Origin of the sequence: Candidatus Tisiphia endosymbiont of Metellina segmentata (assembly GCF_964030715.1) — a bacterium.
Taxonomy (GTDB): Bacteria; Pseudomonadota; Alphaproteobacteria; order Rickettsiales; family Rickettsiaceae; genus Tisiphia.
On the sequence record NZ_OZ034919.1, the window covers coordinates 250,495 to 275,149 of the forward strand.

25 protein-coding genes are annotated in these 24,655 nt (G+C 32.9%); 11 read left to right on the forward strand and 14 right to left on the reverse strand.

Features of this window, described 5'->3' with window-relative positions:
• Positions 1-250 precede the first annotated feature (250 nt).
• Positions 251-856, reverse strand: a complete 606-nt coding sequence (locus AAHM80_RS01440) for a hypothetical protein (protein ID WP_342260060.1) — start codon at positions 854-856, stop codon at positions 251-253.
• A 21-nt stretch (positions 857-877) separates the two neighbouring features.
• On the reverse strand, positions 878-1,507 hold the full coding sequence (locus tag AAHM80_RS01445; protein WP_342260061.1) for a hypothetical protein: 630 nt from the start codon (positions 1,505-1,507) through the stop codon (positions 878-880).
• Positions 1,508-2,299: 792 nt separating this feature from the next.
• Between AAHM80_RS01445 and AAHM80_RS01450 the strand changes: the two genes are divergently transcribed.
• Positions 2,300-2,605, forward strand: a complete 306-nt coding sequence (locus AAHM80_RS01450; RefSeq protein ID WP_341755193.1) for a hypothetical protein — start codon at positions 2,300-2,302, stop codon at positions 2,603-2,605.
• Positions 2,606-2,651: 46 nt separating this feature from the next.
• Here the strand turns inward: AAHM80_RS01450 and AAHM80_RS01455 are convergent, their stop codons facing one another.
• The 5 genes from AAHM80_RS01455 to AAHM80_RS01475 all read right to left on the reverse strand — a co-directional run bounded on the left by AAHM80_RS01455 (position 2,652) and on the right by AAHM80_RS01475 (position 6,145).
• Entirely contained in the window at positions 2,652-2,879 is a 228-nt protein-coding gene (locus AAHM80_RS01455; protein WP_341747642.1) for an HU family DNA-binding protein, read from the reverse strand.
• A gap of 3 nt (positions 2,880-2,882) precedes the next feature.
• The gene (gene sppA / locus AAHM80_RS01460; RefSeq protein ID WP_342260062.1) at positions 2,883-3,797 is read right to left on the reverse strand and encodes a signal peptide peptidase SppA; all 915 of its coding nucleotides are present in this window, start codon (positions 3,795-3,797) and stop codon (positions 2,883-2,885) included.
• A 96-nt stretch (positions 3,798-3,893) separates the two neighbouring features.
• The gene (gene smpB / locus AAHM80_RS01465) at positions 3,894-4,352 is read right to left on the reverse strand and encodes an SsrA-binding protein SmpB (protein ID WP_341752258.1); all 459 of its coding nucleotides are present in this window, start codon (positions 4,350-4,352) and stop codon (positions 3,894-3,896) included.
• Positions 4,339-5,217, reverse strand: coding sequence for a 4-hydroxy-tetrahydrodipicolinate synthase (gene dapA / locus AAHM80_RS01470; RefSeq protein WP_342260063.1), 879 nt, complete (start codon positions 5,215-5,217; stop codon positions 4,339-4,341). Before dapA ends, smpB begins: the two co-directional genes overlap by 14 nt.
• A gap of 25 nt (positions 5,218-5,242) precedes the next feature.
• Positions 5,243-6,145 carry a branched-chain amino acid transaminase gene (locus AAHM80_RS01475; protein WP_342260064.1) on the reverse strand — a complete coding sequence of 301 codons (903 nt, stop codon included), beginning with the start codon at positions 6,143-6,145 and terminating at the stop codon, positions 5,243-5,245.
• A 53-nt stretch (positions 6,146-6,198) separates the two neighbouring features.
• Between AAHM80_RS01475 and AAHM80_RS01480 the strand changes: the two genes are divergently transcribed.
• The 3 genes from AAHM80_RS01480 (at position 6,199) to AAHM80_RS01490 (ending at position 10,241) form a co-directional block, all read left to right on the forward strand.
• Positions 6,199-6,879: a response regulator transcription factor gene (locus AAHM80_RS01480; protein ID WP_342260065.1), complete on the forward strand. Its 681-nt coding sequence runs from the start codon at positions 6,199-6,201 to the stop codon at positions 6,877-6,879.
• On the forward strand, positions 6,863-8,164 hold the full coding sequence (locus tag AAHM80_RS01485) for a sensor histidine kinase (RefSeq protein ID WP_342260066.1): 1,302 nt from the start codon (positions 6,863-6,865) through the stop codon (positions 8,162-8,164). Before AAHM80_RS01480 ends, AAHM80_RS01485 begins: the two co-directional genes overlap by 17 nt.
• Before the next feature lie 196 nt (positions 8,165-8,360).
• Entirely contained in the window at positions 8,361-10,241 is a 1,881-nt protein-coding gene (locus tag AAHM80_RS01490; protein ID WP_342260067.1) for an LTA synthase family protein, read from the forward strand.
• A 234-nt stretch (positions 10,242-10,475) separates the two neighbouring features.
• On the opposite strand, the gene AAHM80_RS01495 is transcribed toward AAHM80_RS01490, so the two are convergent.
• Positions 10,476-11,228, reverse strand: coding sequence for an IS5 family transposase (locus AAHM80_RS01495; RefSeq protein WP_342259437.1), 753 nt, complete (start codon positions 11,226-11,228; stop codon positions 10,476-10,478).
• Positions 11,229-11,348: 120 nt separating this feature from the next.
• Here AAHM80_RS01495 and AAHM80_RS01500 point away from each other — a divergent pair, with 120 nt between their 5' ends.
• Positions 11,349-12,320, forward strand: coding sequence for a ComEC/Rec2 family competence protein (locus AAHM80_RS01500; protein WP_342260068.1), 972 nt, complete (start codon positions 11,349-11,351; stop codon positions 12,318-12,320).
• Positions 12,321-12,323: 3 nt separating this feature from the next.
• Here AAHM80_RS01500 and AAHM80_RS01505 read toward each other — a convergent pair whose 3' ends face one another.
• Together AAHM80_RS01505 and AAHM80_RS01510 are read right to left on the reverse strand one after the other, a co-directional pair.
• Positions 12,324-12,884: an IS630 family transposase gene (locus AAHM80_RS01505; RefSeq protein WP_342259384.1), complete on the reverse strand. Its 561-nt coding sequence runs from the start codon at positions 12,882-12,884 to the stop codon at positions 12,324-12,326.
• Entirely contained in the window at positions 12,878-13,378 is a 501-nt protein-coding gene (locus tag AAHM80_RS01510; protein ID WP_342259385.1) for a helix-turn-helix domain-containing protein, read from the reverse strand. Before AAHM80_RS01510 ends, AAHM80_RS01505 begins: the two co-directional genes overlap by 7 nt.
• A 56-nt stretch (positions 13,379-13,434) precedes the next feature.
• Here AAHM80_RS01510 and AAHM80_RS01515 point away from each other — a divergent pair, with 56 nt between their 5' ends.
• From AAHM80_RS01515 to AAHM80_RS01525, 3 genes are all read left to right on the forward strand, one after another.
• Positions 13,435-14,346 carry a ComEC/Rec2 family competence protein gene (locus tag AAHM80_RS01515; protein ID WP_342260069.1) on the forward strand — a complete coding sequence of 304 codons (912 nt, stop codon included), beginning with the start codon at positions 13,435-13,437 and terminating at the stop codon, positions 14,344-14,346.
• A gap of 3 nt (positions 14,347-14,349) precedes the next feature.
• Complete coding sequence (locus tag AAHM80_RS01520; protein ID WP_342260070.1) at positions 14,350-15,219, forward strand: hypothetical protein; 870 nt, start codon at positions 14,350-14,352, stop codon at positions 15,217-15,219.
• A gap of 154 nt (positions 15,220-15,373) precedes the next feature.
• The gene (locus AAHM80_RS01525; RefSeq protein ID WP_342260392.1) at positions 15,374-15,964 is read left to right on the forward strand and encodes a ribonuclease HII; all 591 of its coding nucleotides are present in this window, start codon (positions 15,374-15,376) and stop codon (positions 15,962-15,964) included.
• A 136-nt stretch (positions 15,965-16,100) separates the two neighbouring features.
• On the opposite strand, the gene AAHM80_RS01530 is transcribed toward AAHM80_RS01525, so the two are convergent.
• From AAHM80_RS01530 to AAHM80_RS01540, 3 genes are all read right to left on the reverse strand, one after another.
• Complete coding sequence (locus AAHM80_RS01530) at positions 16,101-17,429, reverse strand: DUF2748 family protein (protein ID WP_342260071.1); 1,329 nt, start codon at positions 17,427-17,429, stop codon at positions 16,101-16,103.
• A gap of 167 nt (positions 17,430-17,596) precedes the next feature.
• Positions 17,597-18,220 (reverse strand): lipoyl(octanoyl) transferase LipB, encoded by a 624-nt coding sequence (lipB, locus tag AAHM80_RS01535; protein ID WP_342260072.1) that lies wholly within the window; start codon positions 18,218-18,220, stop codon positions 17,597-17,599.
• Positions 18,221-18,708: 488 nt separating this feature from the next.
• On the reverse strand, positions 18,709-19,920 hold the full coding sequence (locus AAHM80_RS01540) for an EAL domain-containing protein (RefSeq protein WP_342260073.1): 1,212 nt from the start codon (positions 19,918-19,920) through the stop codon (positions 18,709-18,711).
• Positions 19,921-20,001: 81 nt separating this feature from the next.
• On the opposite strand from AAHM80_RS01540, the gene AAHM80_RS01545 reads away from it, so the two are divergent.
• The 3 genes from AAHM80_RS01545 (at position 20,002) to AAHM80_RS01555 (ending at position 23,471) form a co-directional block, all read left to right on the forward strand.
• Positions 20,002-20,271, forward strand: coding sequence for a BolA family protein (locus AAHM80_RS01545; protein WP_342260074.1), 270 nt, complete (start codon positions 20,002-20,004; stop codon positions 20,269-20,271).
• A 21-nt stretch (positions 20,272-20,292) separates the two neighbouring features.
• Positions 20,293-21,705 (forward strand): DASS family sodium-coupled anion symporter, encoded by a 1,413-nt coding sequence (locus AAHM80_RS01550; RefSeq protein ID WP_342260075.1) that lies wholly within the window; start codon positions 20,293-20,295, stop codon positions 21,703-21,705.
• A 140-nt stretch (positions 21,706-21,845) separates the two neighbouring features.
• Positions 21,846-23,471: a hypothetical protein gene (locus tag AAHM80_RS01555; RefSeq protein WP_342260076.1), complete on the forward strand. Its 1,626-nt coding sequence runs from the start codon at positions 21,846-21,848 to the stop codon at positions 23,469-23,471.
• Between the two features lie 133 nt (positions 23,472-23,604).
• On the opposite strand, the gene AAHM80_RS01560 is transcribed toward AAHM80_RS01555, so the two are convergent.
• Positions 23,605-24,531 carry a hypothetical protein gene (locus tag AAHM80_RS01560; RefSeq protein WP_342260077.1) on the reverse strand — a complete coding sequence of 309 codons (927 nt, stop codon included), beginning with the start codon at positions 24,529-24,531 and terminating at the stop codon, positions 23,605-23,607.
• Positions 24,532-24,655: the final 124 nt, after the last annotated feature.

The following is a 24,655-nucleotide window of genomic DNA, read 5'->3' on the forward strand; positions in this document are numbered from 1 at the left end:
CTCAATTTTAGTATAAAATATTTACTTTTTTATTAAGCACTCTCGTTGTCATTCCAATTCTAGATTAATAAAATCTATCCGAAATTGAGGTTTAGTATATCATAACTATATAACTTTTGCAGACTATTTTTTGCATTCCTACTTTTAGCTAGGAATGATATCGAAACCTATTAAGGCGAATTCGGGATAAGAATTAACTAATTCTTATCTAGAATTGGGATTATTGAGCTGGATTGAACTGTTTTGTCGGTTACCTAGTATGTGTATCTGTTTTTTTTACCCCCAAATTCGGTGTAGGTGTTTCTGTTTCTTTTTGAGGAGAAGTAACTGCTTTTCTCAACCCTGCTAGTGCATTTGTGATATCTTCTGAGCCAACAACAAACCCCGGTCTCTGCCCAATCTGCGTCTTGGTTGTTGGAGATACTTCTACAGCTGTTTCTAATTTTCTAATATTAGATAGCAAGTTTGTACTAGACGAAGAAAGTGGCGTAGGAGGTGGTGGTGGAATTTCTCCAGGCTTAAGTTGAACCTCAGGAGGAGATAGTATCTTTTCAGCTGCTGCCCTCTTTTTCACCTCTTCCTTTAGTGCTGCTTCTATCCTTGGAGCATCTATCTCCTCTTGTCTTTTTTGGCGCGCTTCTTCTTCTCTTCCCAACCTTTCAAATTCAGCAGCATCTTTAGCATATGTTGGAGATACCTTCTTATTGCCTTGCCCCTCAACAAATCCTCGACGTGCTACCAACTTTTCCTGCAACTCATTCATAAAGGGATCATCTGCTTGGTCTGAAGGTAATTCATTTAATGTTCGGTCTTCTACTTTGTTTAATTTAAAGTTACCTTTTGTTATAGCCGCCAACAAATCAGCTTGAGATATCTGTTACAGCACTACATTAGAATGAAGAGGTGAAGGAGGAGGTGGTGGTGGTGGCGGTGGTGTAACTGGATCGTTAGGAGGAGTAACTGTTGCCTGCACTGAAATAGTAAAGTGTGCAGTTTCATGTACTACTACCGGTGCTGTGGTAGCCGTCGTTACATGAGGTTTCTGCTGAGTTTCTACTAAAGATGGAGGCAAAACCTCAGTTTCTTTTGCTGGAATGCTTGTAGATATTTGTTCCTGCACAGGGGGAATATCCTTATCGTAAATTTTACGTATAACTTCAAGTGCTTTAAGAAAATCTTCTTCTGTTTGTTTTAACTCTTCTTGATGTGGTTTACTAAATGGAAATTTTAAAAACTTAATAAGAGAACGAGCCCATTCCTTTACTTTAATAACAATTGAGGAACGATTTTTACTGTTTTCGACCTTTTTGGTTAATGCTTCTAGATTTTTCTGTGAGTTATTTCCATCCGCAACATTTATCGTACTAGTTATAATCTCAGCAACATCTTCTAAATTTTTCTTATCAGGAGAAGATGGTGGTAAGCTAACATAGGCTGCAATTGCAGCCTCAGCTAGCTTATTCACAGATTCATTGGCAAACCTTAAGTTTTCTTTACCACTTGTCATACAACTACTCCCACTTAATTAATATTTCTTAAGTATACAATATAACGTTATTAATTTAATGAAGTCAAGGACTCTAAGTAAAAAAACACAAATTTCGATGTAATAAATTATCAGTATAATTCCCTTAGGGCTGAAGCATTGATTCCCTTTCGATGTCACCCCCCTGCTAGCCACAACTGTTGAAAGTTAAAAATCGTCTATTAGCGAAGTGCTGTTGTAAGCCTTAAACCGTCATTGCGAGGAGTCGCTGCAAGCGGCGACTTATCTTCGGTGTACCAAGAGTACGAGTCACTGTAGAAGTGAGGAGTGGTGCTGTACTTAACATGGTGGTAGGTCCACCGTAATCGGCTGGTATGAGCAATTATGAACAAAAATACAAGAGCAAATTAGTACAGGCTCTTGAAAAACGTGCAAAAGAATTAGGATTTACTTTAACAGCAGAAAATACTGAAAATCAATATGTTATGTAGAGTTTGTTGGAAGAGTAAGCAAATGAGCAAAGAAGTAACTGCTAATAATTATGAAACTAACCCTACTTCTATATCAAGGCATTTTCTACTTACATCTAGACCTATTATTTTATTCATGATATAATCTCCTTCTTCTTATTGTGCAAGGCTACTGTATTTCAAGCACCTTCTGCAATTTGTTCAAAGCAAACCTTGTAAGAGGGTACTTATTCTGTGAACAACTATTTCTGTCTAGAACCTATCAAGTCACCCTCTTATAACTACTTATAACATGTTTTTAAGATATAAGAGCCTAATTTGAGTAAGTAAAAAGTCAAAAAATATGCCAAATCCAATAACTTACACAATAGAAAACTTAAGCGATGCACGAGAGTTCTTATCCAAATTCCATGAGCCGGTTATTTTAACTAACAAAAGTGGTAGCACGAGATATTACGGTATGCTAGTGTGGGATTATATTTTTAAAAAACTAATTGAAGAATTTCCCCAAATCGTAAAAATTATTGTTAATGTAGGAAACGATCACGCAGCTTTATTTACCGCTATCAAACTTAATTACCAAAATATAGTTTATACTGGTAAATCAGCAGAGGCTAGGAAGTTGGCTTTGGCTAATAGTATAACATGAGAACGCGAATTCGGGATAAGAATTATTCCCTCCCTTTTCCAAAAGCCTAGCGATGTCCACGATAATAGATAGTTTTATATGACCGCTCACTATTGGGAAATTTCCGCTCCCTAATTGAGAAGCTACCGAAGCCTCTAATTTCAATACGATTTTGCTCAGCGAGGCTAAACTGTAAATAATCAAATACCAAATCTATAGAATCTTTTATATCTTCCTTAGAAAGATAATTAAGTTCCTTAGATATTTTATCCACTAAATCAGACTTTCTTGCCATAAATTAAAAAATTGCTTTTATTCCTTGAAATTTATTTTTAAAAAAACTTGGTAAAACACTATCAAAATCCTCCATAATAATTTCAAGAAATTTTGATTTCGGTTTTATTTTAAATTCTTTTACCTTCAAATCTTTATCAATTTTTTTGACTTCCTGTAACCATTTAATAGCATCATCCTCAGAACCCACAGCATCAACAAGTTTTAGTTTCAAAGCTTGGCGACCAGAATATATCCGACCATCAGCTATTTTTTTAACTTCTTCAATTGCTAATCCCCTTCTTAAAGCAACGAGTTCAATAAAATAATCATAAGTATCTTGTACATTAGACATTATAGCTTGACGAACAGCTTCTGTAACTTTCTCAGTAGGATTAGGAGCAGCTTTTAATTCCCCAGATTTAAAATTATTGAAGGTAATACCTAGTGTCTTTGCTAAATCTGTTACTTCTAGAGTTTGGAAAATCACACCAATTGAACCAGTAATCGTTCCATTATGACTAATTATGTAATCCCCTCCTAATGATATCAAATATCCTCCACTCGCTGCCAATGTACCCATAACAATCACTACCGGTTTTTTTGCTGATATTTTTCTGAGTATATTGTAAATTTTCTCTGATCCAACCACAGTTCCACCAGGAGAATTAACATTAACAATTAGAGCATTAATCTTATCATCATCAATGATTTTCTCCAATCTTTTATCACGTTTTGTATCCTCAAAAATTATATCTTCTATTGAAACTGCAGCTATATAGTTACTATTAGTAGTTACATATTCAGAACTTGGCAAATCAAATTTCTTAATCATCACAACAATTAAAACTATAAACATTAAAATTGTTGCTAACTTCCACAGCCTTAATTTTAATTTATTTTGTTTTCTTTCAATTATGTAGTCAGGAGTTATTGTCATTAACTTTACCTATTTGTTTATATGGAAGTATAATGGGTGCTTTAGGCTCTAAGAAGTTAAGGTGCTGTAGAGTGTCGCATAAAAATTATTTTTATCCTACTTCGCACGCATAATCCGTCCCTGATCTCTCTTCCAATCTTGTTCTTTAATAGACTGTCTTTTATCATGTAATTTTTTACCTTTTGCTATGCCTAACTCAACTTTTACTTTATTTTTCTTATTAAAATATAAAGAAAGAGCAACAAGAGTATAACCTTTCAGGCGAATCTTACCAATTATTTTTTTTATCTCACTCGAATTAAGAAGCAACTTACGGGTTCTTCTAGTCGAATGATTAAACCTGTTAGCTTTTTCATATTCCGCAATGTGACAATTATACAAAAACACTTCATTTGCCGAATTTTCGGCATGACTATCTTCTATACTGGCTTTTCCTTGACGCAACGATTTAACTTCACTACCAGTCAATATTATGCCAGCTTCAATTTTTTCTTCAATAAAGTAATTGAAATATGCCTTCTTATTTTGAGCTATTACTTTTTTATATTCCGACATAGTCCATAGCTTTATTTATTTTCTCCTCAGTGACTTTGCCAGCTGAAGTTAAAGGAAGCCGTAACTCATTAGAACATAACCCTAATCTTGCCACAGCATATTTTACCGGTATTGGATTGGATTCTGCAAATAATGCCTTATATATAGGCAATAATTGCTGTTGAATTTGCAGAGCTTCTTGGTAATTACCATCACGACAATTATCCTGTAACTTCTTGCACAAGCTAGGCGTAACATTAGATGCAACAGAAACGCACCCTACTCCCGAATGAACATTATAAGATAACGCTAATTCATCATTACCACACAATAAATTAAAATCTTTAACCATAGCCCTAATTCGTAAAGGACGCTCTAAATCGTTACCAGCATCTTTAAGAGCTATAATACGCGGTAGTTTACTGAGTCTAACTATCGTGTCATCAGAGAAATCTGCCACAGCTCTACTAGGTACTGAATATAGCATTATTGGTAAATTACTTGCATTATGAATAGTTTCAAAATGCAAATAGATTCCCTCTTGAGTTGGCTTTACGTAAGAAGGAATACTACACATAAACCCATCAACTGAAATTTTTGTGCATATTTGTATCATATCTACAGCAGTGCTGGTAGTCATAGCTGAACAACCAGCTATGACTGGCATACGCTTATTAGTAATTTCTATAACCGCTTGCAACAAAGATTGATATTCCTGCAAAGTTAAGCTAGGGCCTTCACCAGTAGAACCAGCAATCACTACTCCATCAACTTTATTATCAATTTGATAGTTAAGTATTTTCTCCAAAGAAACAAAATCTAACTTATTATCCTTAAAAGGAGTGATCATTGCTGTAATAAGCCCTTTAAATATATTATTGTTCATCGCATCAGTTCCATTATATCACTATTTATTTACGCACTAAGCTATTATATTCTTTTTTTAACAAATTAGTAATTTTACTATCTTCAAAGATAATATTTTGATCACCACGGTTAATCGATTTAATCCCCTTAACTTCTGCAGCTGTACCAGTCATAAAACATTCATTAAACTCCCCTAACCTATCTAGAGTTATGTACTCTTCCTTAACCTCAAGATTTAACTCTTTAGCAAGTTTTATAACTGTTTGACGCGTTATGCCATTTAAAAAACTATCAGCTATCGGTGTAAATAACTGCTCTCCTTTTACAAAAAAGATATTTGTAGTAGTACATTCAGCAATAAATCCTCGCCAATCTAATAGAACTGCATCACTATAACCCAAAGACTTAGCTTCTTTTTGGCATACTATCATCATATTGTAATGCCCTGACGATTTACACTGCGGCGGCAACGAGTTTGGATGGCATTTCCGCCAACGTGCAATATGCAAACTTAAATCATCAGAAGGTCTAGGAGTTGATGGAACAGCAGCAATTAATAAATTAACCGATAAATTTACATTAGTTAGATTAAGAGATTCACTACCATACCAAATTAAAGGACGAACATACGCATCTTTAATATTATTCTTTGTTATAAGTAACTGGTGAGCTGTTATAATATCTTCAAAACTATATGGTACCTCTATACTTAAACTTTTTGCCGACTCTATCAAACGTTGGGTATGTTCTTCTAATTTAAAGATTTTGCCATTATAGGCTTTTTCTCCTTCAAAAACTCCACCAGAATAATGTAAACTATGAGTAAGAGCGTGTATCTTAGCCTCCTGCCAATCAATAAATCTACCATTAATCCAAATATAACCTGATAGTTGATTAAGATTTTTAAACGACTTTTCAGTTAATGTATTTTCTTGTATTATTGTCATTGTCAATGTTCCACTATTAAACTATAGTAATTCTTATCACCGAAAATTTATTTATGCAAAGCTCAAAACCCCACATTCTTGTAGTCGATGATGATACTCGAATACAAAAACTTTTAAAACAGTTTTTGTATAAAAACAACTTTTTAGTATCAACAGCAGCTTCTGTCCAAGAAGCTGAGGAACTATTAAAATCCTCTATTTATGACTTAATTATTCTAGACGTTATGTTGCCGAATGTTACAGGGCTTGATTTTGCCCATACTATAAGATCAAGTAAAAACCTTATACCAATTGTTATGCTAACTGCACTATCACAACCAAGTGATCGTATCAAGGGATTAGAATCTGGTGCATCTGATTATCTGACCAAACCTTTCGAACCGAAAGAATTATTACTCAGGATTAATAACCTATTAAATAGCTATAATAATTATAAAAAACAAGATGAAATCAAGCGATTTGGCAATAATTATTATAATTTAGAATCAAAGGAATTTATAAAAAATAATCAACCTGTACAATTGAGTTCTACAGAACAAAAATTGCTAGAAGTATTATTAAAACACAATGGACAAGAAATGAAACGTGATGAGTTGTCAAAAATAATGGGAGGGCTTAGCCCTCGCTCTATCGACGTACAAATTGTCAGAATAAGAAGTAAGATTGAAGATGACCCTAAAGAACCAAAATATCTAAAAACCATACGGAATAGCGGTTATGCTATTTATACATAAACTTATACCACAAACTTTACTGGCTAGATTTGTTCTCATTATTATTGTTCCAACATTAATAGGACAAATTCTAGCAGTGTTTTTGTTCTATGATCGTCACTGGTATAATGTTTCTTATTATACTAGCAATATTATTGCTAATGAAATTATTTCCCTTCTTGAACAAGACGACAATAATCTATTAGAAAAAAACACAACAGAGACAAATTATTTAAATTTGTCGTATCAGTTTCATCAAAAATTAAACTTGCCACGCAAACAACCTAGAATTAGTGAAGAATTAGAGATTTTTAAAAATATTATTAACGTAAAAATTAATAAGAAAAATATAGTACAGATTAATGATGCAGGAAGAATTGAAGTATTATTCCAATTGACTGATGGTTTACTAAAAATCACTTTCCCCGCAAAATTATTGATGAATCCAACTGCCTATATTTTTGTCTTATGGTTAATTTTCTTAACTATTTTATTACTTTCTGTTTCTTTGATCTTCTCTAAAAATCAAATTAAGTCCATTTTAACTCTTGCAGATGCTGCTGATCAATTCGGACAAGGAATTACAAGATTACAAACATTTAAACCTTCTGGTGCAAAAGAAATTAAAAAGGCTGGTATTGCTTTTCTTAAAATGAAAGAACGAATTGAAAAACAAATCACTACAAGAACTAGAATGTTAGCTATGATTTCACATGATTTATGTACTCCTTTAACTAGAATGAAATTACAACTGGAGTTAATGAACAAATCTGAAGAAACAGAAGGTCTTAAGGAAGATATACTGACCATGCAACAAATGATAAAATCATACCTTGACTTTGCTAAGGGTGAAAATGGTGAAGAAGCTCAAATAATTGAGTTATCTTCTTGGATGTCTACTATCATAAATAAATGGCCTGTTGCCAATATTGAGTTGCTTGCAACAGAGCAGATAACAGCACAAATCAAGCCTATCAACTTTGAACGTGCAATATCTAACGTAATAAGTAATGCTATAAAATATTCTACAAAAATAAGAATTACTGTATATTCTAGTTCTACTAATGCCATAATAAAAATTGAAGATAATGGTATTGGCATAAAGGATGCAGAGAAATTATTAGTGTTTAAAGCATTTTATCGTTCAGATAAGTCACGCCCACTTAATAATTCAGGTAATGTTGGACTTGGTCTTGCTATTACTAAAGAAATAATCATTGATCATAATGGAACAATATCCTTGCAGGATAGTAAAATTTTAGGTGGTTTATTGGTTGAAATTTCGCTACCTAACCTCAAGTTTTGATGTAAGGCATCGGTTTAATAGCCTAGGGTGTCAATCCCTACGTAAGCAGCTTACTATTACCCATAAGTTTTTCTTGACATTTATGGTAATAGGAAGACTAATAGCTAGAGAGATAAGTTAAAATCGTCCCTTTAAAGGAAAGAAATAAACCGTCATATATGGACTTCGTCCATATATGACGGTAATTTAGATATATATGATAAAAACACTGTTTCATTTTCCTATTGTTAGAATTTACCTAATATTTCATTTTATTACTCGTATTCTATTAAGCTCATATGCTTTATGGCAACAACAAATAACCATATATGATCTAGTGTCAATTTTTGTTATTGGTACATTTAATGATCTAATATCTCTTTGTTATTTTTTACCAGTAATTTCGCTTGTTATCATTGGCTTCTACAAGTTATTGGCTCGGTATAAATTTTTGTATGTAAGCTGCTCTTTTATCGCTTATTTTTGTACTATTGCTTTACTAATATTTATTGCCATTGCCGAGATTATCTTTTGGGATGAGTTCGGTGTTAGATTTAATTTTATTGCTGTAGATTATCTAATTTATACCCATGAAATCATTGGTACTGTAAAGGAATCTTTGCCCTATATAGAAATATTACTAGGCATTATAATTATTACACTATTAATTGTTTTTTTCTTGAGAAAATACATAATTAATCAAGCAAGTACTCTAAATGGCAAGAAACATATTTTTTGTGTGATAATGCTATTTTTGCTTAGCCTAGTTGCTTTTAATTTCTATAACCCTAATAAAATTGCTTTTAATTCTAATAAATATGCTATCGAACTTGCTAAAAACGGTCCATATGAGTTTTTCTCTGCCTATTTTAATAATAGCTTAGATTATAATAAATTTTATCCAGTAATTGATAAAAACCAGGCTTTAAATATCGTTCGCAGCAATTTATCGAAAGAACAACAAATATACTCAAATGCTACTACTATAGAACGTAATATCAGGGCAAGTTCTTTTAACAGTAATAAATATAATATTATTTTTATTACTGTAGAAAGTCTGAGTGGCGAATTCATGGGAAAATTTGGTAATCAACAAAATATTACGCCAAATTTGGATAAATTAGCTGAGCAAAGCATATTTTTTACCAATCTATATGCAGTAGGAACTAGAACAGTACGAGGTTTAGAAGCTATTACTTTATCAGTACCGCCAACTCCTGGCTCTTCTATTATCCGTCGTCCTGATAATCAGTCATTATTTAATATAGCTACTATTTTTAAGAATCAAGGCTATGCTGTTAACTTCCTATTCGGTGGCTATAGTTACTTTGATAATTTACAAAATTATTTTCATGGTAATGGCTATAATATAGTTGATCAAGGCAATCTAAAATCCAACGAAATAAGTTTTTCTAATATTTGGGGAGTAGCTGATGAGGATATATTAATAAAATCACTAGAGTTAGCTGATCAAAATTATAAGGAAGGCAAAGCCTTTTTCTCATTAATTATGACTACCTCTAACCATCGTCCTTATACTTTCCCCGAAGGTAGGATTGATTTGCCATCTGGTGGTGGACGTCGTGCAGCTGTTAAATACACTGACTATGCTATTGGTAAGTTTCTTGAATTAGCTAAAACTCACCCTTGGTTTGATAATACTATCTTTGTTATTACGGCTGATCATTGTGCATCAAGTGCTGGTAAAACTGATTTACCAGTTAATAAATATCACATACCTCTATTAATATATGCTCCCAATATATTAAAACCACAGATAGTTGATAATTTAGCCAGTCAAATTGATATTGCTCCTACTATTTTGGGATTATTAAATTTTTCGTATAATAGTAAGTTTTTTGGTCAAGATATATTAAACATGCCAGCAAACAGAGCTTTTATCAGCACTTATCAATTGCTTGGCTTCATGAAGGATAATCACTTAGTTATCTTACGACCACAGGAGCAAGCGAAAACTTATAAATTAATTGCTGAAGATAAAATAGAGGTTGAGAATATTCCTAGTTTAGTGGAAGAAGCTAGTAGTTTTTATCAGGTAGCTCATGATTTATATATTCAGGGTGAAATGAGGGAATAGATTTCTTGAATTATATCTAATAGTAGCTTATTTTAAATAAAAATCTACTATTAGATGCAATGACCCTAAGAGATTATAAATTAATTTTTAGACTTGCCAAAAGCATTTTAGAACAAGAATATCACAATCTCAGCCTTTGGTATTTTGTTAGTTTCATTTGCGGTATTGGTACTTATTTTACTTTAAGTAGCGAACCTTCCTTTATATCTATTCTAGGTTCTGTTGACAAAAATTTTAACGTAACCATATTAAAGTTCCAACGAAATTTAGAAAAGCTAAGAAAGTGGCTGGAGCCTTATCAAATCTAGAAAATATACGCCTAAAATGTTTGATTTTACCAAATAAGCACTCAATTAAATATCGTTCCTTATAATTATGTTTATCATATTCACGTTGTACTTTACGGTTAGATTTTGGTGGTATAACAATCTCACACCCCTTATTTTCTAAACTTTCTACAAATGCACTACTATCGTATCCTTTATCGGCTATCACAGTCGTATTCTGAACATCTTGAGTAAGATTTCCCGCTTGAGTTATATCATTTCTTTGCCCAGCAGTTAGTATAAACTTTAATGGATTACCAAGGGCATCAACAAGGGCATGAATTTTAGTACTAAAACCACCTCTACTTCTACCTAAAGCCGCTTCTTCTTGATTACCTTTGATATATCCAGATGAGCAAGCATGTGCCCTCACAATAGTTGCATCAATCATAATTGATTCCATATCTGCATCTACTTTAACATAATCCATTAAATCCTCCCATATACCTTTGTCAACCCATCTCTTAAATCTGCGATAAATACTGTACCAACAACCATAATCATCAGCTATAAGACGCCATTGGCAACCTGTTCTAACAATAAACCATATTGCTTCAATAAAATGTCTCATTTTTTCTTCATTCTTGTTGTGTATACCATTTCTTTCCTTAAAAAATGATAAAATTACTTCCCATGCTTGTTCTTCTATGTAATACTTCATATTGGTAGTTCCTTTTTTTGATAACTAGAAACTACCATTTCTTCTTACTATGGCAACTTTTTATTCCTCTTGCCTAACTATAATTTTTGTCAACAGAACCTAGCTATTTTCACAATTTCTTTGTCACTAATAATCTTAAGAAATAACATATTTGGGCGATTTATTGCGGGGATAATTATCGCTTTTTCCTGTGGTATGCTAGTTGGCAAATATCGTATATCAAATTTACATGTTGTTGGTATTAAAAAGCCAATAATTTCACAAATAGGTGGCACTATAGAATTGATGAAACCGACCACTCATGGTATGCAAATTATCTTACATCAGGTCAAAATTCAAAAACTTAATAGGTCTAATCAGGTTTTAGAGAAAGTTAGGATAAGCATGCCAGCAAAATATGTTCAAGAAATTAATATTAACGATAATATTAGCCTAGTGGCTCAGCTTTATAAGCCTCAAAGTAGTATCCTACCAGGTGGCTATGATTTTGGCTTTTATGCATATTTGGCAGATATCAACGCCACTGGCTATGCACTGTCCCCCCCTCAAATTATAGCACATAGTAATCTTTACACTAATAGTTTTATCTATAAAATTAAAAAAAATATTTACAACCGCCTAATCCAAATACTTGGTCCTATTAAAGGTAATTTCGCCGCAGCAATATTACTAGGAGAAACCAAAGCCATTGATAGAAAATTAATGAAAGAAATGAGACAAAGCAGTATATCTCACATACTTTGCGTATCCGGTTTACATTTGTCATTGGTAGCTATGCTGTTTTTCATATCAGCAAGATTCTTATTAAATCTATCAAATTATATTGCTTACAATTACAACATAAAGTCAATAGCAGCAATTTGTTCTTTAATAGGAAGTTATGGTTATTTACAACTAAGTGGCACACAAATCGCAGCTACCAGAGCCTTCATTATGACGGCAATTTTTATTTATGCAGTTATGATAGGACGGAAGCCATACCCCCTAAGATCGCTCGCGATTGCGGCTTGCATAATATTATCGGTAAATCCCGAATATATATTTCATCCAAGCTTCCAATTATCTTTTGTGGCAGTATTATACCAATTGTAATAATTAACACGGTGTATTTATCCAGTCTCTATACATAATTGATTTTACTAAATCTACATTATGAGCAAATTGATTCCAAGCGTAACAAGCCATAGTGACGATATCTTCATATACACCATAACATTGGTTAGACAAGAAATGATTTTTGATCCATTCCCAAACTTGTTCCATTGCATTAAGTTCCGGTGCATAGGGCGGAAGCGGTATCAAAGTGATATTGCTTGGCACAGTTAGTTTTTTGGCTGTGTGCCAACCTGCATTATCCGTTAGTAAAGCTATATGTCGGTTGCCTTGAATACTGCGAGAAAGGTCTTCTAAGAATTTATTCATTGCCTGTGTATTTGCATATGGTAAAATTAATGCAAAAGCTTCTCCTGTATCATGGCAAGCAGCTCCATAAATATATGTTGAAATGAATTGCTGTTGCCGAACTTTACGGGGTCTAGTGCCACGCTTAGCCCATATACGAGTTAAGCTACCTTGTTGCCCAACTCGAGTTTCATCCTGAGACCATATATCAACTTTACATCTATCGATATTTTTTGGTAATAATTCTGTTAGCATGTCTGGGAAGTTTTTTTATATGTATTTTGAGTCTCTTGATTTGACTTTGGATGCATTGAACGAGAAGTAATCCAGCTAAAACCAAGGCGGTGCATAGTATTGTAGACTGTTTTTAAAGTACATTTAGCACCATATTCCTCAAGTAACATGATATGTAGCTCCTTTCCAGTTATATACCCACCAGTTTTACTTTCACTGAGCGTATTGATTTTATCAAAAAGAGCAGACTCTTGTATAGTGTTAATCTTCCTAGGGGCACCGCTTCTTTGTGATTCAAATAATCCTTCAAAACCATGATTCCTAAATCTTCTGAGCCATGATTGCACAGTTTTCCAGTGTGACTTCACTATTTCAGATATGGCTTTAAAAGATTTGCCTAATTGAAGGTAATACATCGCCAATAAACGTATACGATTTCGACCATGCGGCTCATGTTTCATCATTTTTATAAAATCATGACCATGAAAACCTTGCGGTAATATTAACCTAGCCATTTGAGTACCTTTATCAGGTAAAAACCCATTTTACACCACTGCGTTAATTATTGCAATTGGTATTATCGCTAACTGCTGGTTACGAATTTTATATCAGGAATCAATGGATTTTAGGTAAAAGCAAGGGCATCTTTTCTTCCATAAAATTTTATATTGCTTCTAATATTTATTCAAGCTTCCTTGCAAGTATAGTAACTGCTCCTGTGGTAATAAACCAATTTTATACATTTCCTACTTATTCTATTCCCATGAACCTTATTGCTGTACCGATAATGTCTTTCTTTCTGATGCCGTTATCTATTATCTCATTATTCTTAATGATATTTGGTATAGATCAATATTGTTTAAAATTAATAGGTTTTTTCATTGATATAATTATTGCAGCAGTGAAATTTACTAATACCTTACCATTATCAGTATGGTATTTTGGTTATATAACCAAAATTAGTTTAATTACTTTCTTATTTGGATTTTTTTGGACTTGTTTATGGAGAACAAAGTGGCATTTCTTAGGTCTGATTATAATGATTATATCTGTAATCTTAATGCTAAATTCTCCTAAGCCTAATTTCATATTTGATATGAATTTAAATGCTATTGGTATAAAAAATAACAATGGTGAACTTGACATTTATGTCAATGAGATGCCAGAATTTAAACGTATATATTGGGCTAACTGGTTTGGTCAAAAGGATGCTAAAATATTTCCTATAGAAAAAAATATTTTTACTTCCGATGGATACACAATTTTGGTAAACTATAAACCAATTGCTCCAAATAAAATATGTGAAAATGCCGATATATATATTAACATATCAAGTAGAAACCAATGTAAAGGTAACAAAATTACTATTACTAGAGAACTTCTAAGAGAGTTTGAAGTAATAATGATATTTTGTAATCAGCACGAATGTACAATTAAAACAAATAATAAAAAAAGATGGCAGGGTAACTGCAAGAGTTTTTAGTGATTGCTAACATTAATTAAAGATATTTTTATGCCCAAATTAGAGAAGTTTAAATCAGATATAGCTAATATTGTTGGTGAACCAAAGGAAGGCTTTGTACAGGATATAGATAGGTTCAAAAGTCTACTCAACTTTAGCTTTGATTCGAAATATACTCCTGAACTTGCTGAAGCTATGGAAAGCATGGGAATAGAGAAAGAAGTAAAAATACAGGTGTCGTTGGATGATGACTCAACAAATGTACTTTCACAAGCTGTTGAAACTACTGACCAGAAATTTGGTGAATTTAAAGGCAATATTAGCACCACCCTTGATGCTCATGGTAAACTTGCTAAAGGATATTCTGCCGAATATGTTAAAGGACAACCTAATTTAGATAAATTTGGTCAACAAGCTAAACAAATGGATACATTGATAGAAGAGTTTCCACATAAATCCTTACAGAAAACCGAACAGATTGAGACAATTGCAACTATAGGAGCTGGTACAGAAAAAATGTATTCGGCATTGGAATTTTCACCGGCTGATCCAGTACATGTTAGAACCATTACAGATTTAGGTGCAAAACTAAGGCATTATATTAAATCATTTGTTAAATCACCTGAGGAACAGAAAGAGGCTTTTATTGAAAATGGTGCTGGGACAATTCAAGCTATTGATAAAGCAAATAGAAGCGATGGATTGCAAACTAGTAAGACTGCATTAGAAAATATATTAAGCAAACTTGAGAGTACAGCTGGATCTCAAATATATCACCGTCTGAGAGAAACTTTCAATAAAAACGATATATCTATGGGAAATGGTAGTAGTACTATTAAACCCAATACTACCCCTTCTAACACAAAGCATTCTAATAAAGATAAGGGACGGTAGATCCCCGCCGTAGCCGTAACTCATGGGTGTCAATTTAAGTAGTTTAAGTAGTCTGTTTTATTTTGAGTTCATAATGTCTGTTACTACAGTAACAATAGATGATAGCGGTGATAAGGAACTATATATAAGGTGGAAATACATAGACTGTCATTTTATGGGAGGCATGATGTTTAAATTAGAACAAACATATTCAGGATTAGTCGCTGGAGTAGATGAAGCTGGCAGAGGGTCGCTAGTTGGTCCTGTAGTAGCTGCATCTGTTATCATTGATCAAACAAAAATCATACATGGTATCAAAGATTCTAAAAAACTTACTAAAACAATGAGGGAGTTGTTATATAAACAAATAACCCAAAATTATGTTTGGTCTGTTGGTATAGTGCATCACGATGAGATAGATATAATTAATATCCTTGAAGCAACTAAAAAAGCTTGTACTATATCAGTAGCAAATCTTGCTGTTAAACCGGATACGGTATTAATAGATGGTAACATGAAATTTCACGATCCAAGATTTATTAGTATAATAAATGGCGATAATTTATCAATTTCTATTGGAGCAGCGTCTATTATTGCGAAAGTTACTAGAGATCGCTTAATGCTTGAATATGCCAAAGAATTTCCGGAATATATGTGGCACAAAAACTCCGGTTATGGTACTAAAGAACATTTAAATGCTATAAGCCTTCACGGTCTTTCGCCTTATCATAGAAAAAGTTTTAAGATAAGAAGTTCTACATTATAGGCTATAACAGGGTTATTTAAAAAAACTTGATTATACTCTTCTGCTCCTACGAATTGTTTTTTGAAAATATCATGGAAAAGAAAAATGCATTCTTAAAGCGGTTTTGCGAATGCATTTTAAACCTTTTTAAAGCTAATTATACTTCTCTGATTTGTTTAAATACTAATTTTTTTTTACTAAATATGTTTATTTTACGAAAAAAATTAGTTAGAGATCTTGGCTTTGACATATCACGTTTATAGCTTTGCTTAGTCATTAATACATAGTTAGAAATTAAGGAAGGTATAACTTCGGAATAATATACTTTATATAATCCTTGCATTGTTGCCATAGTCGTTAAATATCCCCATTTCATCACTTGTTGGGGTACTCTTGCTAGAGCTTCTATACAGGCAATTGTCTCTTCGATCTCAGGGTCACTATTTTTATAAACATCTGCGACTGGTGCTAAATTAAACTGCATATCTTCAATCATAGCTCTAATCATCAAACCCATATATTGTTCCCTTGCAAATCTCTTAATAAAGAGCAAGCCCTTCCTATTAACAGAAAATAAAAATTTCTGTTTATGGATTAATCCAAGTAATTTTGCCCAATAAACCCTTATGCCATGTACCTTGTTTTTATTATAAAATTCTACCTTTTCTTCATAAATAATCATTTGCCTCATCCCCATAGAGAGAAGATTAGCTAATAATTTATTGCAATTAATAATATCATCTTTCCTCGCCTGTTTTACATGAGGCGTTGCTTTCGTTCCAGAGAAATTTGCTGAATGACGACTAATTTGACGACCATTTGCATCTCTTTTAATATCAGCAAAATGCCCAAGTTCCTGCCCAGCTATAATTTGCAACCTAGCAACTGCTGCCCATCCATCACCATAAGTTGGGTGATTTTTATCATTTTCAGCAAATGGATTTCCACCACAGGAAACAAAGACTGCTACATTCTTACCGTCAGTACTTTGCATACCGCTATTAGAACCAGAACGTTGCCAATCAACTATATCCATCATATCACCAATATTATGGGAATAAGTAATAAATACTTGGACCTTATCATGTAATAACCACCTAATAACTATAGGATGGGCTGACTGAACAAAAAGCCTTGTTAATTTTTCAGTAATAGATTGGTCAACTGGTTGTAATTTTTGAATTTGTTTTTTCAGATCTGTATAAATCGATGCCAATTTTTTATCTGATATAGAAGATTTGTATAGATATCTTAATAACTGATTAGTTTGTTCAATTAAATTTGGCTCAGTTATTTCTTCTTTACTTACCATCAAACTAATATTGAACTTTGGATCAGAAAATCTTGCAAAATTACAACTATTATCGGTATCTATTCTAAGTTTTCCTGATTTGATTAATTGCTGAGCTAATTGTTCATATTCTATTTGCATGTCCTCAGGATAAATAGCAGGAATCTTATCAAGTATATGATAAATTGAACTCATAGTGGTATACTGCTCGTAAATGAAGAGTTGGTAGACGAAGGTCAACTTCAAGAAGAGCTAGGAGTGTCAAAGTCGAGCAGCGGAGCGTACATTAGTACGTGAGCAGCGGAGATCTTTAGACACGACAACGCCAATTCTTGAAGTTCACCGAGTATATACTGAATATTTTAAAAGACCTCAAAGACTTTATCCTTAATAACTTCATCAAACTGATCTAACGTTATATCAACACCAAGTTTCTTTAACGAGGTTACAGGCATATCTCTCAAACCACAAGCAATAATTCCGGAGAACATATCAAGATTTGTTGAAATATTTACAGCAATACCATGATATGTAACCCATTTTCTAACTCTAATACCTATTGATGCAATCTTTGCGGGTACACCGTTTTCTTTTACCCATATTCCCACTATACCACTTATAGTAAAAGCTTTAATCCCAAAATATAAAAGGCTATTTATAATCCATTCTTCTAATAGTTTAATATATAGTTTTAAATCCTTTTGCCTTCGCTCTGAGGCTAAATCAAGAATGGGGTATATTACTCTTTGTCCGCTACCGTGGTAGGTAAACTTCCCCCCCCTACCAGTATAAATTACCGGTATATCTCTAGGATTTAATAATTCATTTGCCTTAAAACTAGTACCTGCGGTATAAATATCCTTATATTCAACTAAATAAACAATCTCTTGTGAAGATTTATTGATTAAACTTGTAACCTTATCTTCCATCAACTTTACTGTGTCTTCATATTCTGAAAAGCCTGATAAGGTAACAAATTGAACCATAATATTAACCAAGGGTAAGCGAACGCAAGCAGTACATGAAGTACATAAGTACGCGAAATCCCCGCAATTATTTGCAAAAACCAATTCTTCAAAGCAGAAGAGTATATTATAATAACCTAAGTTCGATATAAGCACCAAACAAAATGCTACGCATTATGTAAAAACATAAACAAACTATTAGAACTGGCTTTGTCATAAGGAAAAATGCACTCTTGAAGTAATTCTGCGGGTGCATTTTAACTTTTTTCATTATTCAATATGTGATTTTAATAATTAAAATCACATATTGAATGGAGTATTATATTTTAACAATCAGGTGTAGAACTCGATAATCAAGTTTTTCCTTAACCATCATTGCGAGGAGGCGATGGAATCGCCTCTTCGCAATGACCTTGGTTATTTTTCTGCAACTTTTAAATTGCCATGATGAGCTTTAAAACCGCTCCCTTTTCTAACTTTCAACAGTTGTGGGGGCATCGTTCTGATGATTATTTTATTCTGTTAACCGATGCCGGTGAGAAGAAATCGCCTTGCATATTATCAACTTTTAAGTTGATTAAAAAATTGGCTATCTCCCCATTTTCAACAAATTCTGCTACAGTTTGAACGCCTAAATTCTCAGAAATTTTAATTAATCGTTTAATGAAATCTTGACTTTGTATATCGCTAGTGATGTTACGTACGTAACTACCATCAATTTTAATAATATCTATCGGTAGATTTTGTAATTGTTTAAATGAAGTAAACCCAGCTCCAAAATCATCCAAAGCAAATTTACAACCGTATTTTCTTAGTCTGTGCATAAAGGATTTTATTTGTTGGTAATGCTGATTAAGGGTAGTCTCAGTAATCTCAATAATTAACCTTCCTGAAACATCATATGTTTGTAATAGTTTTTCTGCTATCTCCAGGAGAGAAGCATCTAATATACCAATATTTGAAATGTTAACTGCAAGCACTAAGCTAGGGTTAGCATCTAGTTCTTTGATTGCCATTTCTAGCACTATTTGATCTATTATAAAAATTAAACCTTTCTTTTCAGCTTCTAGAATTATTGCTCCTACAGAAAATAGATTGTTATTTGTGTCAGGAATCCTTAGTAAACATTCATAGTAATGAATTTTCATTGTTTTACGGTCAATAACTGGCTGATAAGCAAAAACCATTGTTTTGTTTAATAAAGCTTTTCTTAAGAGATTCAGCTGCTTATTAGACTCTTTAACACACTCTATATTATAATATTTATCATACTCACGATAATAACTTTGGTCACCTTGATAAGAACCTAGCCAATTTAATAGATTATATACTTCTTCAGCTTTATTGGTAAATTTGGGAAACTCTATGCTAGCACTACTGCAATTCATATAAACTGCAGGTAATAGATCATCGACATAAAGTTGAGATAATAAATATATTTTTAGGACAACTTCCTTAACTAGATTTTGGTCTAGTGTGGGTAAAAGCAACAATATTCTATCATGCTCAATTTGTTTATAAACTGATATAGAAGGAGCAGTAATTAATTTATTACAAACTTCAGAAATAATTTTATTAAATTTGTCAATTATATAAATATCTCCTCCCATCATAGCATTCAATTCGTCGTAATTTAATAACTTAAAAGAGATACAATACCCATGCCCGGCTTTATCAAGCTCAGATTGCAAATTTCTAATTTTTGTATCTAATTTTGCCATAACCAACTAAATAATAATATTTGCTAAATACTAAAATCCCAGTAGACTTGATACAAGTAAAAGTTTTATATATATATAACTATGACCAAAATAAATAGAATAAAAAGAAAACTAGATGTGTTAAAACCACATTATTGCGAAATAGTTGACGAAAGTTACAAACATGCCAGCCATAATGGTGGCATTACTGAAAGTCATCTTAAGATCAAAATTTTTACAGCAGTTTTTATAGGAAAAAGTTTGCTAGAACAGCATAAAATAATTCACAATCTTTTAGCAGATGAACTAGCGAGCGGACTACACGCATTATCAATTGATACGAACCCCCCCACTCACCTTACTCGATCTTGAAATAAATTTATTATGCTTAATATGTGTAATTGGAACAAAAATTTACCTATTCTAATGCTTGTTATTTTAGCTTGTGTAATATGGTATATACCGGTCCCTGAAGGACTTGATGTTAAGGTGTGGCATCTTTCTATTATATTTATTACCACTATTGCAGCTATAATTCTTAATCCTTTACCTATGGGTGCTATAGCCTTATTTAGCATACTCTGTTGTATTCTGACGCAAACCCTTTCCTTAGAACAAAGTCTATCCGGGTTTAGTCATAGCATTATATGGCTGGTGCTGTTTGCTTTTTTTATTGCTCAGGGTTTTATAAAAACAGGCTGTGGGGAACGGATAGCTTATCACATCATTCTACTTGTCGGACAAAGTACCCTTGGTCTTTCATATGCTTTGGTAATTGTTGATTTTATACTTGCACCTTTTATTCCTAGTGTATGTGCTAGGGGAGGAGGGATAATTTTTCCTATCGCTCAGTCACTCTGCACCGCTTACTCTGATAAAACAAATTACAAAGCATCCGTTTCAAACGGTGGGTTTCTCATGAAAGTAGTCTTTCAATCAAATGTGATAACTAGTGCTATGTTTATTACCTCTATGGCCGCTAATCCTTTAGCTGTTAAGTTTGCAGCTGATGCTGGGATTATAATTACATGGAGTGACTGGGCAATAGCAGCTATAGTGCCAGGCGTGGTTTCTCTTGCTGTAATGCCTCTTATTATTTATTATTTACATCCACCCTCAATTAAATACGATCCATCTGCTATACAAATAGCTAGGGCAAAATTGCAAGAAATAGGTGATATATCATTGCAAGAGATTATTATGCTAATGACTTTTGTAATTCTAATTTTTTTATGGATGCTTGGCAGCAAATGGGGATTATCAGCTACTACAGTTGCACTGTTGGGAGTATGTATTTTATTATTATGCAAAGTAATTAAGTTTGAAGATACTCTTGCAGATAAAGGGGCATGGCATACCTTTATTTGGTATGGCACTTTAGTTATGATTTCAAGTTTTTTGTCTGATTTTGGTTTAATATCATGGGTTAGTGATAAACTTAGAGACAATTTATTAAGTTTTTTCTCTCCAATGATTGGTATAATTATACTTTCTATAATATATTTTTATATACATTACTTTTTTGCCAGTACTACAACCCATATTGCTATACTTTTTCCTACTTTTCTAGCGTTATTTATGCATGCTAAAATGCCTAGTTTACTATCTGCATTGCTACTTAGTTTTTTATCAATATTATCTTCGGGTCTTACTCATTATGGACTTAGTAGTGCTCCAATATATTTTGAGACAGGATATATGAAGATCAGAACATGGTGGTATCTTGGTTTAGTTTTGAGTCTAGTATATGGCATTATATGGATTTTTATAGGCGGTATGTGGTGGAAAACACTAGGTTTGTGGTAGAATTGCTACTAGAATATATAGCAATCATTGCTGACTAATTTTATTTATTATAAAATTAGTCTTTAACCTTGTATAATTTGCTGTTAGACTCTCTTTTAAGATTAAATATGATAGGAGTCTATACCAATAGGTTATATATTATGACAGATGACAAAAAAGAATCTACGCCGTTTGAAAACCTTGAAAGTTCTGAGATAGGTAGTACTACAATTGTGCCTAAAGAGATAGAAATAGCTAATACGTTAGACAATCAAACAGTGCAACCCAAGCAAAGAAAAGCAGAGCTTTCCAAAAGCTTTGATGATATGGAGCTTGAACGTGAAAATAAGTTAAAACGTACTCTCTCTCAAAAATCTGTAAAAAGTAAAGATGATTTACATATAATTGAGCAAGAGAAAAGTGAAAGATTAAAATCGGTTAAAACAAATGAAGTTAAAATTTCAGATGAATTTGCAAAATCTTTAGAACAGGAAAATACAGAACCAAAGACAGAATCAAAATTTAAGAGACTTTTAAATAAAATTAAAGCTGCTTGGGATTGGACAAAGAGTACGAGGCTTTTCAAAGGTATAGAGTGGCTGTTAGATACAAAATTGGCGAAGGTGCTATTTGGTAGTGCTATAGGTCGTACTGTTACAATTGCACTTGCAGTAGTAACACTAGCCGGGGTTTCCCCTCCAGTAGCCTTGACCGCGGCTGCAATAGCATTAGCTGGAGTAACTAGCGAAATAGTAGCTGATGTTATCAAAACAAGAAGACTCCGTAAACTTGCACAAGAAAATGACCTATTGATGCAAAATCGAGGGGACATAGACAAGCAACAATACTTACTACTACTCGATCCCAAATTAGCCAAGACATTGGAAAAGAAATTACATGTCCCAAATAACCATGTTCCAAATGGCAAAGATAAACATTACCACTATGTAGATCCCAAAGTAGAAATGGCATTTAGTGCAAGCAAATTCATAGTTGATAATCTTCAAAATTCCGCTAATTTAGCGTCTAACATAACTGCTGCTACTAGTGGGAATCCTGTTAAGATTCTTACAGCACTAAAAAGTGGTACACTTTCAGCTATTTCTATGATTGGCTCAGGTGTAACTGAAAAGGACTCAGCTAACCTTACTACAGCATTTAAAATCAATATTAATGATGAACTCCGTAAGGATGATGTTGCCTATTATAGGAATTTACGAGAACTACGTGAGATCGCCCAAAAACAACATATCCAAACTGCAGCTTTAGCTGAATTAATGCAAGATAAGGATTATTATAAGTTAACCGATGAGCAAAAACAAAATAAATTTGATATATATCAACAAGCTTTAACTGAACTGATGTTTGACAAAAATTATAACAAGTTAACCGATGAGCAAAAACGAGCTACACTTCATACAACAGTCAATAAGTTTGAAGAAAAACCTAATGAAAAAGCAACTGAACCTGAAACTAAAGAAAAGAACAAAAGTAATAATATACTGACAGCAGCTGCAAAAGGTACACTAAGCCTTTTAAAAGATCTAGGTAGGACACATAATCCTTTTTATAAACAACCTAAGGTAATAAGGGATTATAGCCCATTAACAAAAGCTATGGAGGCTGCTAAAAAATCTGCTAAAGAGATCGTAACACCTGAGGTTATAGCACAGTTACGAAAAAGTAAATCTGCACCAAATTTATTACAAGAAGAAGAAAGCTTTCTTCATCGGAAAAAACTGCAGAGAAGTAATTCTATAGATAACCATAATCAACATTCTATGTGACTTACCTATACTCTTCTGATTTGAGTATACCATTACTATTACCCACATCTTTGAACTCATGGGACGTCATCCTGAAATAAATTCAGGATGACGTCAATAGCTTCAAAGTTTATGGCTTTTAAAAAGATGTAAGTTACCTACCACCCCTATCGTTCTTATTTACTGGTGGTTTTACTGGAGGAGTACTAGGAGGTGAAGTAATAGATGAAGTACTAGAACGCAAAGGTTTATGAGTATCATGCCCTGCTAAATTACGCCTTAGTCTTTTTGCCCTAGATACTTCTCTGCTTGTTTTTTGTTCTTCTTTTAATAATTTTGCTTTCTTTTGTGCCTGTATTACTGGTGCTAATATTTCTTGTTTTCTCTGCCTGAACTCCTGTAGTTCTTGTTGTAAATCTTGTTGTTTAGGAGATGGAGTATCTTGATTTTGTGAATTGTTCAAGAGTTCTTTAACAATATCAATAACCTTATCTATAATCTTTGCAAACCAGCTTTTTTCCGGCTTTATATCATCCAAAATAGCGTTTTCCTTTGGAACATCGTATCGTCTATTATTATTGTTAATTTCCGGTGGCTTAGATGGTTTCTGCTCCTGTACCCTACGAGAATTAGCTGCTAAATTATTATTCCTTGGGTTATTATTCCTTGGGCGTGGGGCTACTTTACCTATTGGTTTTGTTGACTGAAGTATTTTTTTCTCATCTTCTTTTAATTTTTTCAGTGTTTCTCGCAAATCGTCTACAGTTGGAATTGGACCTTCCACAGTTGGAGTCGGATCTTTTTTTAATTTATTAAGTCTAGCTTCTATTTCTCGATCTTTTCGTTTACCTAATTCAGCAGATTTATTATCTAAATTAACTTCAGACTGCATTTCTTCCATCAACTTATCTACTTCCGAAGACGAAACAGAACCACCCGTTCTATCTAATGAGTCATTAATCATATCTGTCACCATCTCGGATTCCAACAATTTCTTATCTAACTCGCCAAGTGTTTTCTCAAATTTTTCATTAATATTTTGTATTTTCTTACTCAAATTATTAGATTTTTTCTTGGACATAGTAACTAACCCGCTATTTAAATACATGAATTATTATAGTTTATTCTATTAGATACTACTAAATAATTTTATCAAATGTATATTTTTTAAGATATTTGCTTGTAAGATTGTTACTTTTGTGATA